Origin of the sequence: Pararhizobium capsulatum DSM 1112 (genome assembly GCF_030814475.1) — a bacterium.
Lineage (GTDB): Bacteria > Pseudomonadota > Alphaproteobacteria > Rhizobiales > Rhizobiaceae > Pararhizobium > Pararhizobium capsulatum.
In genome coordinates this window covers 2,045,974-2,060,937 of record NZ_JAUSVF010000001.1, presented here as the reverse complement: position 1 = coordinate 2,060,937, position 14,964 = coordinate 2,045,974, and the positions used below count along the sequence as shown (strand labels likewise).

Genomic DNA, 14,964 nt, shown 5'->3' with positions numbered 1-14,964 from the left:
GGGATGCAGATCGCAGTCATTGCCGATATCCACGGAAACGACCTCGCTCTTGAAGCCGTGCTGACGGATATCGAACACCACGGCATCACCGATATCGTCAATCTTGGTGATCATCTGAGCAGCCCGCTCAATGCTGCTTGCACGGTCGATATTCTGATGGCTCGCAATTTCCCTTCCGTCCGCGGCAACCATGATCGGTGGCTGGTCACGCTCGATCCCGCCGACATGGGGCGCTCCGACCGCGCCGCCTTCGATCAGTTGTCATCACACCATCTCGAATGGCTTCGATCGTTGCCGGCAACACTGATCTACCACGACGAAATCCTGCTCTGCCATGGCACACCCGAGAGCGATATCGACTACTGGCTTGAGGATCTGACGCCGAAAGGCATCGTGCATATGGCTGACCGGCATCTCATCCGCGAGCGGCTGGCCGGCGTCGATTTTCCGGTCGTGCTCTGCGCTCACACCCACGTTGCGCGCATGGTTCGGCTCCCGGATGGTCCGCTGATCGTCAATCCCGGCAGTGTCGGCTGCCAAGGATATTACAGCGATGAGCCAATACCGCATAAGGTCGAAACCGGATCGCCCGACGCCTCCTATGCCATCCTTACCAAAATCAACGGCAAATGGGACGCTACCTTCCGCCGCGTTGCCTATGATCACAGCGCAATGGCATCACTTGCCCGTGAACGCGGACGGGAGGAATGGGCAAACGTGCTTGAAACCGGATGGCTCGATCCTGCTTCATCCTGAGCGCCTCCTTCATTTTTCGTCTGCACGTTCGAAAAGTAGTTATCCATTCGGTAACCGCATTTGAAAATTTCAGCGTTTTATGGCCGCGAAACAATCCAATTTAAAGGAAGCCGTTGGGTTTGCGCATTAGAACGATCTCATCAAGAACCCTGACCAGCGATTGCCATGAGCGGTGTGCGCCTCAACATAATGCCCGCGAACGAGGCTCCCCGCCGCGTATGGCAGACGCGTCGCACCCCCCCGCTTGATTTGCTGGCGCTTGACGCCGTACGCGATGATTTTAGTCTCAGCGTTCACGTCAGCCTCGATCGCCTTGAAGACGAATGGCGTGCACTGGAACAGGGCAGCCAAAATTCGTTGCATCAAAGTTTCGACTGGTGTGCCGCCTGGGCGGCGACCCATGAGAACCAGCTCCTGCTCGTGCGCGGACGCGTCGGTCAGGATACCGCCTTCATCCTGCCGCTGGAACTCATACGTGGACGATTCTTCCAGACCGTGCGTTTCATCGGCTCTGATCATTCCAACATCAACACGGGCATCTTTGCCCGTGATTTCGATCCCGCCGCCGATGGGGAACTGGCTGCAAAGCTTATCAGCGAGCTTTCGCTGAAACTGGCCCGACTTGCCGACATCGTAACGCTGGAGAAAATCCCCCTGGCGTGGCGCGGCTTCCAGCATCCCTTTGCCGCGCTCCCGGCCGTGCGCAATCAGAACTCTTCCTATCAGCTGCCGTTGTTCGAGTCTTTTGAGAAGACGCTGACGCAGGTCAATGCAAAGCGCCGACGAAAGAAGTTTCGCGTTTCCGAAAAACGATTGCAGGCCCTCGGTGGCTACGAATACGTCGTAGCCACATCACACGACGAAAGCCGGCGGCTCCTTTGCACATTCTTCCAGCAAAAGGCCGAACGCTTCAAGACGATGGGGCTGCCGAACGTCTTCCAAGACGCGGAGACGCAGGCCTTTTTCAAGGATTTGGCCGCCCGGCCACGCGAGCATGAACACAGGCCACTGGAGTTGCACGCTATTCGCCTCAAGGGCGAAAACGCCGGTCGCGTCATCGCAATCGCCGGCGTGTCGCGCAAGGGCGATCACGTGATCTGCCAATTCGGCTCGATCGACGAAACCTTGGCGACCGATTGCAGCCCGGGAGAGTTTCTCTTTCACCTGATGATTGAAAGATGCTGCCGCGAAGGCGCTGCGCTTTTCGATTTCGGCATCGGCGACCAACCCTACAAGCGCTCGTGGTGCACCGTGGAGACTGCACAGTACGATATCGTTCTGCCGCTCACCGCGCGCGGTCGACTGGCAGCCTACATCCACAGGACGATCGTGCGCTCCAAGGCCGCCATCAAGAAGAACCGACGGATATACAACACTCTTCAGAAGATACGGCAGCAGCGCCAGACCAGCGCAAAAACGACCGATACGGACGCCGAAGAATAAGCGAACCTGGTTCTGCCAAGGCTTGTGTGTCAGGCAGCGCGACGACCCGGATTATCCGAGCGCGGATAACCGGAGCCGCTCATCAAGAGAATATCGCTGTAACCGGCTTCGCCAAAGCCCGCGACGGTTGCGATGATCTCGGCATGGTCCACACCGAAGGCAGAGATCACGATTGTCGTCTCAGGCGAACGCGCAACGCGGGAAATTGCGGTTGTCCCGGCAGGGCCGCATTCGACCAGCACGGTATCGTAAGCGCTGGACAGCGCATCGACAATCATCGAGAGCCGATCGACGCCACGCATTGCCACTGCAGGATCGGCGTCGCCGGCCGGGATAATGTGCGCGTCCGACAATCTGTCCGCATGGATGGTGTCTGCAAAGGCAACCTCGCCTGCGAGCAGATTTGTGATCCCGGGCAGCTGGAGAGACTGCGCCATCAACTTGCTCGGGCAGGCCGATCCGGTGAGGTCGATGAGAATGACCTTGCGCCCCTGCTCGGCCAGCAACCTTGTCAGCATCACCACATTCGTCGAGCCTTCGTCGCCCGCCGGGGAAACGGAAACCACGACGCGCGCATCGTTCATGTCAAGCTGATCAGCAATGGCCGAAATGGAGAAGTCCTGATCCGCTTCGAGGTCTTCGTCAGCTTGCCAGCCTGCCAACGGGGCACCGGTAGCTTTGAAAGCAGGCGAGGCTTCCTTGGGCGAAATACCCGGTAGCGCATCGGCTTCGGTGTGCTCCTGCGGTAGTTGCCGCGATGAACCGACCGGGCGTAGGGCACGGCCGCTGAAAAGCTCGGACAGCATGATGACGACGCAGCTGATCAGGAAGCTTGCCAGACCAGCGACAATGGTAATCGGCAACACCTTGGGGAAATAGGCTTCGGTCGGTTCCACGGCCTGCGAAATCACGCGGCCATCGGCTGGCGTCGCGTTGCTGCCCACGCGGGACGTCGCTTCGCGGTAACGCGCCAGATAGGTTTCGAGCAACTGGCGCTGGGCCGTCGCTTCGCGTTCAAGCGCGCGCAGTCCTACCTCGTCTTCACCGGCCTTGGCAGATGCGGCCTTCAGGGTGTTCATCTGCTGGATCAATTGGCGTTCGCGCAACCGGGAAACACCGGCTTCATTGTCCAGGCTGGCGAGTATTTTCTGGGTCTCGCTCAGAATCTGTGTGCGAATGCCCTGAAGCTGAGACTTAAGTCCCTTGAGGCGTGGGTGACCGTCGAGCAGGGTTGTAGAAAGATCGGCGATCTGCCCCTGGATGTTCGCCTCGGTTTCCTTGAGGCGCTGGATCATCTGCGATCCCACGACATCATTCAACGTATCGGCAGCGCGACCGCTGGCCAATGTCGTGCGAACCCCCTCGGCTCGGGCCTCGGCGCTTGCGCGTTCGCTGCGCACACGGGCAAGTTCCGTGGAGATGTCGTTGAGTTGCTTGGTGGCGAAGTTGCTGTTGTCGCCCGTCATCAGCAGGTCGGAGGTCGAGCGGTAATCGGCGACCTTTGCCTCAGCCTCCCTCACCTTCTCACGCAGATTGGCGATTTCCGGCTCGAGCCAACGGCTTGCCTCGGAATTCGAATCCAGTTTTGCCCCGCTTTGCAGCGACAGGTAAACCTTGGCCATCTCGTTGGGAATGGCCGCGGCCAGACGCGGGTCCTTCGAATTGAACATGACCGCTATCACGCGGGATTTCTCGACCTGATAGACCTGAAGCTTGTCGTCGAATTCCTTGAGGACACGCTCCTCCGGCGGCAGGTCGAGCGGGTTCTTCTTTACGCCGAGCATGACCAGAATATCGGAGAGTGCCGAGGGACTGGCGGTCGGATCAAATTCCTTCAGCTCGTAGAGCTTCATGTTGCGCGCAACCTGCTTGATCAGATCGGCCGAGCGCAGGAGCTGCACCTGGCTTGCAATCGCGGATTCATCGAAGTTGCTGTCGGACGGGGTCTGGAGCTGGTTGGCGCCGCTGAATTCCGGCTCACGCGATTCGATCAGGAGCCGCGTCTCGGAGCGATAATCCGGAGAAATTATGTTCGCGCCGACGAAGGCGATACCTGTGCACAGTGCGGTGGCCATGAGCACCCGCATGCGCCGTTTCCAGATCGCGCGGACAAGCCCACCGAGATCGATGTCTACATCCTGATGAACGGCGCCGACGTCCGACATCGCTTTACTCCGAACAGATACCATTTGAGCGGCACCGTAAACAAACATGGTAACTCAACCGTTAATGACGGCCTTCCCTTCCCCGCAACACCGCGTTCGCCAGCGAGTGCGAAATATCCCTGCGATGCGGCCGCCGTTTTTACCGGCTATTAACCCTAACGGATCGATAACAGGCCAAAGCAGCATCGAGCAGCACGAGATCAGCATGACTTTCGCAGGAGCAAAATCGGTATTGGCAATAGCCGTGGCCACCATGTTGTGCGCCACGCTGTCCGGCTGCAACACATATCAGCCCGCCCCAAAATCCTTCAGCGAAGCAACGATACAACCCTATCGCCTCGATAGCGGTGATCGTCTGCGCGTCAACGTCTTCGAGCAAGCGGGACTGACCGGCACCTACACCGTCGATCAGGCAGGATACGTCGCCTTCCCGTTGATCGGCGCGGTACCATCGCGCGGCCATACGTTGCCCGAAATGGAACAGATGATTGCCGAGAAGCTGCGCCAGGGCTATCTGCGCGATCCGGACGTCACGATCGAGGTCGATCGGTATCGATCGGTCTTTATAATGGGCGAGGTTGGCCAGGCCGGGCAATACTCTTACGTTCCCGGAATGACCGTCCAGAACGCGATTGCCGTTGCCGGCGGCTATTCTGCCCGCGCCAACCAGGCGAATGTCGATGTCACGCGCAAGATCAACGGCCGCGTCATCACGGGACGTATCCCGATCTCTGACCCGATCATGGCGGGCGACACCGTTTACGTGCGTGAGCGGCTGTTCTGAAGATCATGCCAGACCCCGCTGCCGAACGTCCCTTGCGCATCATTCACTGTTTCAGGTCCCCACTCGGCGGCATCTTTCGCCATGTGCGCGATCTGGCGGAAGCCCACGCGAAGGCGGGCCACGAGGTCGGCATCCTCTGCGACAGCACGACCGGCGGCGACTACGAAGACAAGCTTTTCGACGAAATCCGCCCGTTTCTGGCGTTGGGTCTCGTTCGGCTGCCGATCCGGCGCTCGGTCGGGCCATCGGATCTCAAGGCCTTGTGGGGAAGCTACAAGGAAATACGCAGTTTGCGGCCAGATGTCATTCACGGTCACGGCGCCAAGGGTGGCGCCGTCGCCCGGATCATCGGCTCAGCCTTGCGGGTAAACAGGTATTGCGTTGCCCGTCTTTATTCGCCGCATGGCGGCAGCCTGCACTACGACAAGAAGACGCTGCTTGGCCGCTCGGTCTTCCTTCTTGAAAAGATGCAGGAATACCTGACGGACGCGATCGTCTTCGTCTGTGATTTCGAGCGGCGGACTTATGAGGAAAAGATCGGTCGTCCGCGCACCCATAGCGAGCGCATTTATAATGGCGTGAACGACCTGGATTTCAAGAAGATCCATGCCCGACCTGATGCGGTCAATTTCCTCTGTATTGGCATGCTGCGCGACTTGAAGGGCCCTGACATCTTCATTGATGCCTTTGCCCGCACCGAACGTATTATCGGCCGGCCACTCTCGGCGATCATGGTTGGCGACGGTCCCCAGAAAGCCGAATACGAGCAGATGATGCTGGAGCTCGGCCTGGGGCAGCGCATCGAAATGATCCCTGCCATGAAGGCCAGCGAAGCCTTCGCCTTCACCCATACCGTGGTTGTGCCTTCACGTGCGGAAGCCATGCCGTATATCGTTCTGGAGGCTCTGGCCGCAGAAAAGCCGGTCATTGCTTCAAATGTCGGCGGCATTGCGGAAGTCCTTGGAAACAATGCGCATGTGCTTGCCGCGCCCGCCGACGCGGAGGCGCTTGCAACCATTATGACCGCATCCGTGACCGAGCCGGGCTGGGCAAAATCCGCCCTGCCGGAGCCTGTTCATTTCAAGACGAGCTTCTCGACATCGACCATGGCGGGCTCGCTTATGCATCTCTATCACAGGCTTCTCGCGAACAAGCAGCCTATCGCTGAGTCCGAAGAGCCCGCAAGAGTTTTTTAGGGGCTTTATGGTATTTCCGAGGTCAATCAATGGCCGGGCGAATATCATGAACCAGATCGACAGACCGGAAGCCTTCGACACCGAAGCGCTGCGCCGTAAAATCTCGGAAATCCGCACACGTTCCCCTGGCGAGAAGAGTGATGCCAACAGGCCATCGACGCTCAATCCGCTCGCTCGCCGTATCGCAGCGCAATTCGGCATGGAAACCTATTCGCCGACGATGATCATCGGGCTGATGCGGCTTTTCGAGTTTTCGGCGCTGTTTGCCATCGGTTATGCCATCACCATGTTCTACGCGGCGCCCAACCTGAAACAGTGGCTCAGCTACAGCATGATCCTTGCGGCCGGCAGCATGCTGGCACTCGGTTTCATGCAGGCAGCAGATGGTTATCAGGTTCCGATGCTGCGCTCCGCGACACGTGCATTGCCTCGCCTTCTTGCCGCATGGACCCTCGCCTTCGTTGCGACCGCACTGCTGTTCGTCGTCTTTCATGTCGAGAACCGTCTTTCACCGTCCTGGGTTGCCGCATGGTATGTTGCCGGCGCGCTGTTTCTGATTGCAGAGCGGTTCTTCATTGCCTTTTCGATCCGCCGCTGGGCCAGAAATGGCACGATGGAGCGGCGCGCGGTGATCGTCGGCGGCGGGCAACCGGCCAAGGATCTGATCCGCAGCATCGAGCAACAGAGCGACAACGACATCCGCATCTGCGGTATCTTCGACGACCGTGACGAGCGCCGCTCGCCCCATATCATCGCCGGCTACCCCAAGCTCGGCACGATTGCCGAACTCGTCGAATTCGCGCGCCTTATCCGCGTCGATATCCTCATCATCGCCCTGCCGCTGACAGCGGAAAAGCGCATTCTGCAGCTCCTGAGGAAGCTCTGGGTGCTGCCAGCGGATATCCGTATCGCCGCCCATGCCGGAAACCTGCGTTTCCGTCCGCGCAGCTATTCGCATATCGGCAACGTCGCGATGCTTGATGTCTTCGACAAGCCGATCGCCGACTGGGATTCAGTCGCCAAACGCGCCTTCGACATCTTCTTCAGCCTCGTTGCGCTTGCGCTTCTCTGGCCGGTCTTCATCGGGGCGGCTATCGCTGTAAAGCTGTCGTCGAAGGGGCCGATCATCTTCAAGCAGAAGCGCCATGGCTTCAATAACGAGATGATAGAGGTCTACAAGTTCCGCTCCATGTTCACCAATATGAGCGACCCGACCGCAAAGAACGCGGTCACCAAGGGCGATCCCCGTGTGACCCCCGTCGGCCGCTTCCTGCGCAAGTCCTCGATCGACGAACTGCCGCAGATTTTCAACGTTCTCAAGGGACAGCTGTCCCTCGTCGGGCCTCGCCCGCATGCAGTTCTGGCCCAGACGGCAGATCGTACCTATTCGGACGTCGTCGAGGGATATTTCGCCCGCCATCGCGTCAAGCCTGGCGTTACCGGCTGGGCGCAGATCAATGGATGGCGCGGCGAGATCGACAGCGATGACAAGATCAAGTTCAGGACGGCTTTCGACCTCTACTACATCGAAAACTGGTCACTCTGGCTCGATCTCAAGATCCTGTTGCTGACGCCGATCCGGCTCCTCAATACGGAAAACGCCTATTGAGCGCGCTCGCCGATAGCCCGGTTCCCGGGTTTCGGCCGCAGACGGCAAAGGTCACCATGACCGGCTCGGCCATGGTGACCTTTGCCGTCTTTCTCTCCGGATTCGTCATCGCAGAACCCGCCCCCTACGAAGTGTTCATGGCCGTCCTCATCGGCCTCTGGGCGCTTTTCGGGCTCAGGATATCGCGCCATGTCGCACCGCTCCTTGCCCTGCTGATCCTGTTCATGGTCGGCGGTATCCTGTCGCTGACGGTCATGGATGATCTGGATACCGGCCCGATGTACATGGCGGTTTCGGGCTTTCTCGCGCTGTCTGCCGTCTTCTTCGCTGCAATCATCGAGGCACGCCACGAACGGCTGACGCTGATCTTCAACGCCTGGGTGGCTGCTGCTGTCATCACCGCTCTGCTTGGCATTCTCGGCTATTTCGGCGCCATACCGGGCGGCGAGCAGTTTACGCTCTATGATCGCGCCAAGGGCGCTTTTCAGGACCCCAACGTCTTCGGCCCCTTTCTCGTTGCCCCGTCGCTTTATCTCATCCACGGCTTGCTGACCGAACGCCTCACCCGCGCACCGCTGAAGGTGGTCGGTATCCTGCTCATGGCCTTTGGCCTTTTCCTGTCCTTCTCGCGCGCCGCCTGGGCTCTCTACCTCTTCTGTGCCTGCGCGTTGATCCTGATCATGATGCTGAAGCAACGTACAGGCGCGTTCCGGCTGAAAATCCTGGTCCTGACGCTGAGCGGCGGTATCCTGATGATCGGGGCGCTCGTCGTCGCGCTGCAGATTCCGCAGATCGCAGATCTCTTCTCAAGCCGTACCCAGCTTGTCCAGGATTACGACGGCGGCCATCTCGGACGCTTCGAGCGGCACCGCATCGGTCTTCTGATGTCGATGGAAAAGCCGCTCGGCATCGGGCCGATGGTGTTCAGCAAGATCTTCCCTGAGGACGAGCACAATATCTGGCTGAAATCGCTCACCTCATACGGCTGGCTGGGCTTCGTCTGCTACGTGACCCTGATCTGCTGGACCATCACGATCGGTTTTCGCTTCCTGTTGCTCGACCGACCATGGCAGCCCGCCCTGATGATCTCCTGGATCGTGGTGATCGGCCACACCGCCATCGGCAATGTCATCGACACCGATCACTGGCGCCACTTCTACATGCTGCTCGGCATCGTCTGGGGCTGCGGTGCGCTTGAGATGCGCCACCGCGCCAGGCTTGGCATGCGGATAAAAGCGGCGCGTAGCGGCGAGCCCAAAGGACATATCGCATGAATGCATACGACCCGAACGCCCGCCATACCACGCCCCTGCGTCTGCTTGAGGTTCTTGAACCCAGCGGCGGCGGCTCGGGCCGCCATATGCTCGATCTCTGCCGCGGCATGTCCCAGCGCGGGCATCACGTCGAAGCCGTCTACTCCCCGCTGCGGGCGGAAGAAACCTTCGTCAGGGAATTGAAGAGCCTTGGTCTTCCAGCCGTGCATTCGGTCGACATGAAGCGCTCTCCAGGCCTGTCTGATATCGCCGCCCACCGAAAGCTTCGCTCCATCATCGGCAAGGATCGCTTCGACATAATCCACGGCCATAGCTCCAAGGCGGGCGCCCTCACCCGTCTTCGCCTGCCGGGTCTCCATGTCCCACGCGTCTACACCCCGCATGCCTTCCGCACCATGGACCCAAGCCTCGGCAAGGGTGGAAGTTTGATCTACGGCACGATCGAAAACCTGCTGGCCCGGCATTTCACAGATCGGCTGATCTGCGTTTCGGAAGACGAGTATCGCCATGCCCTGAGCCTGGGCATGCCCGCCAAGACATTATCCGTGGTGGTCAATGGCGCTGCCCCTCCCCCCGCGGACATGGCCCGAACCGTCCGTTCCACCTTCGGCATTCCGGACGACGCATTTCTTTTCGGCTTCATTGGACGGCTCTGTGCCCAGAAGGCTCCGTTGCGGCTGGTTGAAGCGTTTCGCCTGCTTGCGTCGAAGAACCCCCATGCCCAGCTCCTGATGGTCGGAAGCGGGGAGCTGGAAGAGGATGTGGCGAGAGCGATTGCAGATAGCGGCCTTGCCGACCGTATGCACCTGACAAAGACCTTTACCGGTCCCCAGGCCGTGGGTGCCTTCGATCTCCTGGTGATGCCGAGCCTCTACGAGGCGATGTCCTATGTGATGCTGGAAGGGGCTGCTGCCGGCAAGCCTATCCTGTGCACAGCTTTTGGGGGCGCTTCCACGGTCATCGAAGACGGGCGCAACGGCCGGATCATCGCCAACGATGGTGATATGGCAAAATTGGCAGCAGCCATGCTGGAATGCGCCGAGCCGGAGCGGCACACTATCCTTGCAAGCGAAGCGGAGCGAACGGCCTCGCGCTTCTCGCTCGGTGCGATGCTCGACCTGACCGAAAGCGTCTATCTGCGCCTTGCCGGACACGCGCCTCTGGCAACAGCCAGCGAAGCACATCTGCCAGGGAAGCACTCTTTTGCACCGGCACCCAGAACCATAGCCTGACCGGAAATTTCACTGCCAGACGGAAGCCATCCCCCGAAGCTCAGCACCAGGGCTTTGAAGCATCCTTGCGACTATGCGCCAGTCCTTCGGAAATGAGCACGCTGCTGACGGATGTGCCGTCTCGCAGCACGACATGGGTCAACCGACCGTCGCCGGCCTCGCCCTGCCCGTCCACCGCCACCAGCTTGAAGTCGCCCGTGTTCAGAATGTCCCGCAGGCGGCGTTTGGCGCGGGAGCCAAGCTCCCGTTCGGCATCGCATTTCGCCTTCTTCATCTGCGGTGGCGCGATATCTGCAAGTCCGATCTTCTGTCCCTTGAACCAGAAGCTCCCTCCGTCGATGATGCAATCGTTTTTCTGATCCGTGCAGAAGTAGAATGGTCCGGCCGCGACAGTACGCAGAGCAGCCGTATGGACAGGAATGGCAGTCGGCGGCACCAGGCGAAGCGGAAGGTCCTCGGCGTCCTGCCGCTTTGTCGTGACATCGCCTGCCGGTCGCTTGTCGTGTGTGGGAATTGCCGCCGTATGCGCCTCGGTGCGGGGCTTTTCCGATATAACGTTGGCGGCGACACGGGAGCCATCGCTGCGCAACAATCCACGCAGCATCGGCAGATGATCATAGCCGGTCATGCCTGCAACGATGAGAACGCCGGCCATATACCACGGCCACATCGCGCTCTTGGACGTCGCCTTGGCCACACGCCGCTTCGTGCCCCTCTTTGCCGTTTTACGGCCGCTTGCAGTCCTGCCCATGGATGTCATCCCTTTTGGGGACTATTATCGACGGCATGGGTTTCCGAAAGGTTGTCATGACGGCTTTTTTCCGAGGCTGATATCGCCCCAAAAAGCCGATCCCAAGACCGCCGGTAATCTACATGAAAATTTTGGAAATCAGGCTTAAAGCCTAAAGGAAAATGGTCGGAGCGGCGGGATTCGAACCCACGACCCCTTGACCCCCAGTCAAGTGCGCTACCGGGCTGCGCTACGCTCCGAACCGTGGAAAGCCCTATAGTCTCCGCCCGTTACTGGCAAGTCCTATTTTCGCCAATCAGCTAGAAATGGGCGGAAAATAAAGCGCATATCAACAGGGTAGAGTCTCCATCCGCTGCGCCGCCCACGTCAGCGCACCTGATCGAGAAGCCGCTTGCATTCGAGAAGATCGTAGAGCGCCTCCTGCAGGAGCGCGCGGTCTTCCTTGCCTACCGATGTCTTGCCTATGGAAACTTCAGGAACATCGTCGTTGCCGCCGACAAAGGAGAAAAACCGGCGGCTCGCTGGTGCCTTGGCGCGTCCAACGATCTGGTCTTCATCGGAATTGGCAAGCTTGGGCTGCGCCTGTTCTTCGACATTGGCTGCGGCCAGTGCCTCCACAGTCGCAAGATCGCCGCTGGCGATCGCCGCCACGAACTTGTTGCCATTTGCCTTCAGCAGCTTCTGTACGCCCTTGATCGTATAACCGTGATCATAGAGCAGATGTCGGATGCCCTTCAGCAGATCGACGTCCTCGGGTCGGTAATAGCGTCTTCCACCGCCGCGCTTCATCGGCTTGATCTGCAGAAAACGCGTTTCCCAGAAGCGAAGCACATGCTGTGGCAGATCCAGGTCGTCGGCTACTTCGCTGATGGTGCGAAATGCATCTGGGCTCTTATCCATATCTTCCCCGAACTCGCATAGTGAACGCGGCAACAACGTCTTGCCTGGACATATCTGCGCCCTGCTGTCGGCACATTGAGACAGGACACAACCAGACTCACCGGCGTCACGGACACCGAAATCCATGATCGCACGAATCCTGTGCGATTCAACGGGTTATGAAGCCGCTTTCAACTGCTTTTATCGCCGATGCCAGGATTAAAGCATGTCGCGCAAAAATATACGGAGGCTTTGCGCAAACGACACGCGCCAAAACAAGACCTCAAGCGTTGGAGCTAATCTGAAAAGATTGCGAACGCTTTAGGTCGCAGGTGCCTGCGGCTTCTGCTTCGCCTTGCGTGCCAGATGGGCTTTCAGAACCCTCTGCTTGAGCACATTCGAGGCCTTGAAGGTCATCACCCGACGCGGCGAAATCGGAACCTCTTCCCCTGTCTTGGGATTGCGGCCGATCCGCTCGTTCTTGTCACGCACCTGGAAGGTCGCGAAGGAGGAAAGCTTGACGCTTTCTCCACGCACGATTGCGTTGCAGATTTCATCAATGACGGTTTCGACAAGTTCCGCCGATTCAGTTCGCGAAAGGCCAACCTTGCGAAAAACCGATTCAGCCAAGTCTGCGCGAGTTACCGTTTTTCCGCTCATCTTTCCCCACCGATTTTTCTTGAATATCGATCAGCCTGGGAAGACTATTGCCCTTGCTCATCCCGGTCAAGCGTTTGCGCTATATCGTGATTTTCTTTACCAGCGCAGAAGCACCGAGCCCCAGGTAAAACCGCCGCCCATCGCTTCGAGAAGGACGAGATCGCCCTGCTTGATACGACCATCCGACGCTGCTTCGTTAAGCGCAAGCGGGATCGATGCGGCAGACGTATTGCCATGGATATCCACGGTGACGACAACCTTTTCGAGTGGGATGCCCAGCTTCTTGGCGGAGCCATCGATGATGCGACGGTTTGCCTGATGCGGAACGAGCCAATCCAGATCCTCTGCCGTCGTGCCTGTCGCTTCAAAAGCCGCTTCAATGACATCGGTGATCATGCCCACGGCATGCTTGAAAACCTCACGGCCTTCCATGCGCAGGTGCCCAACGGTTCCGGTGGTCGAAGGACCGCCGTCGACATAGAGCTTTTCACGGTGTGCGCCATCGGAGCGGAGCTTCGTGGTCAGCACGCCACGGTCGGCATTGCTTCCCTCGCCTTCCTGCGCTTCAAGCACGATCGCGCCGGCGCCGTCGCCGAACAGCACACAGGTCGTTCGATCATTCCAGTCGAGAATGCGCGAAAAGGTTTCGGCCCCAATCACCAGAACGCGCCTGGCAAGACCGCCGCGGATATAAGCGTCGGCGGTCGTCACCGCGTAAATGAAGCCGGAACAGACGGCCTGGACGTCGAAGGCTGCACCATGATGCATGCCAAGCCGGTTCTGGATGTTGACCGCGGTTGCCGGAAAGGTGTTGTCGGGCGTCGATGTTGCTAGGATTATCAGATCGATATCCGCAGGGGTCAGCTTTGCGCGATCCAGCGCCGCACGCGCTGCGGCCTCGCCGAGGGACGCGGTCGTCTCCCCTTCTCCAGCAACATAGCGCTGGCGAATGCCGGTTCGCTGCACGATCCATTCATCGGTCGTGTCGACCTGCTTTTCCATATCGTGATTGGTCACCACACGCTTCGGAAGCGATGCTCCGAAGCCGCGCACCACTGAGCGGATCATCTATTAAACCTCACCAACCGCGCCATTTGCGGCAGCATTAGCCGGCAGCATGGCATGGTACCTCTGCAAATCGTTTTCGATCTTGGCCTTCAGGCCGTTGCGAACCATATCATAGCCCACATCGATCGCCGCGGCGAACCCTTCGGCATCCGTGCCGCCGTGGCTCTTGATAACGATCCCGTTCAGACCGAGAAAGACACCGCCATTAACCTTGCGCGGGTCCATCTTCTCGCGCAGGCGATCGAACGCACCCTTGGCGAAGATATAGCCGATCTTGGCCATCAGCGTGCGCGACATCGCCGCTTTCAGGTACTCCGCAATCTGGCGCGCAGTGCCTTCCGCCGTCTTGAGCGCTATGTTGCCGGCGAAGCCTTCGGTCACCACGACATCGACAGTGCCCCGACCAATATCGTCGCCCTCGACGAAGCCAAAATAGTCTATGCTATCAATGCCGGTTTCACGAAGCAGACGACCGGCTTCCTTGACCTCTTCCTGTCCCTTCACTTCCTCGACGCCGACATTCAGCAGGCCAAGCGTGGGGCGTTCTATTTCGAACAGGGCGCGCGCCATCGCGCCGCCCATCAAGGCAAAATCCATCAGCTGCTGCGCATCCGCGCCGATCGTTGCCCCGACGTCAAGCACGATGCTTTCGCCCTTCAACGTCGGCCAGATGCCGGCAATCGCCGGACGCTGGATGCCTGTCATCGTGCGCAGGCAAAAAACCGACATCGCCATGAGCGCGCCGGTATTGCCCGCCGACACGACGACATCAGCCTCGCCGGTGTTGATCGCATCGATCGCCTGCCACATGCTGGACTTGCCGCGGCCGCGCCGCAGCGCCTGGCTCGGCTTCTCGTCCATGGCAATGGCGATTTCACTGGCATGAAAAGTGCTGGCAGCCTTGAGCTTCGGATATTTGTCCAGCAGCGGCTGGCACAGCGCCTCATCGCCGAACAACACAAATCGGATGTCGGGATGACGCTCCAGCGCCCGGGCTGCGCCGGGAATGACGACGTCAGGACCGAAGTCGCCGCCCATCACATCAAGAGAAATTCTGACCACGCGTGCCTTTTCCTTTTTTCCTGCCACACTGCCTGCTTCGTTCCGGCGCGTTGCGTGACGATGGAAACACACAAATTTTCACGAC

General features: G+C 59.1%; 13 protein-coding genes and 1 tRNA gene. 7 read left to right on the top strand and 7 right to left on the bottom strand.

Features of this window, described 5'->3' with window-relative positions; genetic code table 11:
* Positions 1 to 3 precede the first annotated feature (3 nt).
* Positions 4 to 756 (top strand): metallophosphoesterase family protein, encoded by a 753-nt coding sequence (locus tag QO002_RS09885; protein WP_307229109.1) that lies wholly within the window; start codon positions 4 to 6, stop codon positions 754 to 756.
* Between the two features lie 165 nt (positions 757 to 921).
* The gene (locus QO002_RS09880) at positions 922 to 2,199 is read left to right on the top strand and encodes a GNAT family N-acetyltransferase (RefSeq protein WP_307229108.1); all 1,278 of its coding nucleotides are present in this window, start codon (positions 922 to 924) and stop codon (positions 2,197 to 2,199) included.
* A gap of 29 nt (positions 2,200 to 2,228) precedes the next feature.
* Here QO002_RS09880 and QO002_RS09875 read toward each other — a convergent pair whose 3' ends face one another.
* Complete coding sequence (locus tag QO002_RS09875) at positions 2,229 to 4,364, bottom strand: GumC family protein (RefSeq protein ID WP_307229105.1); 2,136 nt, start codon at positions 4,362 to 4,364, stop codon at positions 2,229 to 2,231.
* A 205-nt stretch (positions 4,365 to 4,569) separates the two neighbouring features.
* Here QO002_RS09875 and QO002_RS09870 point away from each other — a divergent pair, with 205 nt between their 5' ends.
* Genes QO002_RS09870 through QO002_RS09850 form a run of 5 tightly spaced genes read left to right on the top strand, consistent with a single transcriptional unit; the run spans position 4,570 to position 10,459 of the window.
* Complete coding sequence (locus QO002_RS09870) at positions 4,570 to 5,148, top strand: polysaccharide biosynthesis/export family protein (RefSeq protein WP_307229103.1); 579 nt, start codon at positions 4,570 to 4,572, stop codon at positions 5,146 to 5,148.
* A gap of 5 nt (positions 5,149 to 5,153) precedes the next feature.
* Positions 5,154 to 6,344, top strand: coding sequence for a glycosyltransferase family 4 protein (locus tag QO002_RS09865; RefSeq protein WP_307229101.1), 1,191 nt, complete (start codon positions 5,154 to 5,156; stop codon positions 6,342 to 6,344).
* Between the two features lie 46 nt (positions 6,345 to 6,390).
* Positions 6,391 to 7,953 carry an undecaprenyl-phosphate glucose phosphotransferase gene (locus tag QO002_RS09860; protein WP_307229099.1) on the top strand — a complete coding sequence of 521 codons (1,563 nt, stop codon included), beginning with the start codon at positions 6,391 to 6,393 and terminating at the stop codon, positions 7,951 to 7,953.
* The gene (locus QO002_RS09855; RefSeq protein WP_370878473.1) at positions 7,950 to 9,227 is read left to right on the top strand and encodes an O-antigen ligase family protein; all 1,278 of its coding nucleotides are present in this window, start codon (positions 7,950 to 7,952) and stop codon (positions 9,225 to 9,227) included. Before QO002_RS09860 ends, QO002_RS09855 begins: the two co-directional genes overlap by 4 nt.
* Entirely contained in the window at positions 9,224 to 10,459 is a 1,236-nt protein-coding gene (locus QO002_RS09850; RefSeq protein WP_307229097.1) for a glycosyltransferase, read from the top strand. Before QO002_RS09855 ends, QO002_RS09850 begins: the two co-directional genes overlap by 4 nt.
* A 40-nt stretch (positions 10,460 to 10,499) precedes the next feature.
* On the opposite strand, the gene QO002_RS09845 is transcribed toward QO002_RS09850, so the two are convergent.
* The 6 genes from QO002_RS09845 to plsX all read right to left on the bottom strand — a co-directional run bounded on the left by QO002_RS09845 (position 10,500) and on the right by plsX (position 14,879).
* A complete protein-coding gene (locus QO002_RS09845; RefSeq protein ID WP_307229095.1) occupies positions 10,500 to 11,210 on the bottom strand; it encodes a thermonuclease family protein in 711 nt (236 codons plus the stop codon).
* Between the two features lie 162 nt (positions 11,211 to 11,372).
* Positions 11,373 to 11,449, bottom strand: a tRNA-Pro gene (locus tag QO002_RS09840).
* A 127-nt stretch (positions 11,450 to 11,576) separates the two neighbouring features.
* Positions 11,577 to 12,110, bottom strand: a complete 534-nt coding sequence (locus tag QO002_RS09835) for a MerR family transcriptional regulator (protein WP_307229093.1) — start codon at positions 12,108 to 12,110, stop codon at positions 11,577 to 11,579.
* A 300-nt stretch (positions 12,111 to 12,410) separates the two neighbouring features.
* Positions 12,411 to 12,749 (bottom strand): integration host factor subunit alpha, encoded by a 339-nt coding sequence (locus QO002_RS09830; protein ID WP_307229090.1) that lies wholly within the window; start codon positions 12,747 to 12,749, stop codon positions 12,411 to 12,413.
* Between the two features lie 96 nt (positions 12,750 to 12,845).
* Entirely contained in the window at positions 12,846 to 13,817 is a 972-nt protein-coding gene (locus QO002_RS09825) for a beta-ketoacyl-ACP synthase III (protein WP_307229088.1), read from the bottom strand.
* 3 nt (positions 13,818 to 13,820) lie between these two features.
* Positions 13,821 to 14,879, bottom strand: coding sequence for a phosphate acyltransferase PlsX (plsX, locus tag QO002_RS09820; protein ID WP_307229086.1), 1,059 nt, complete (start codon positions 14,877 to 14,879; stop codon positions 13,821 to 13,823).
* Positions 14,880 to 14,964: the final 85 nt, after the last annotated feature.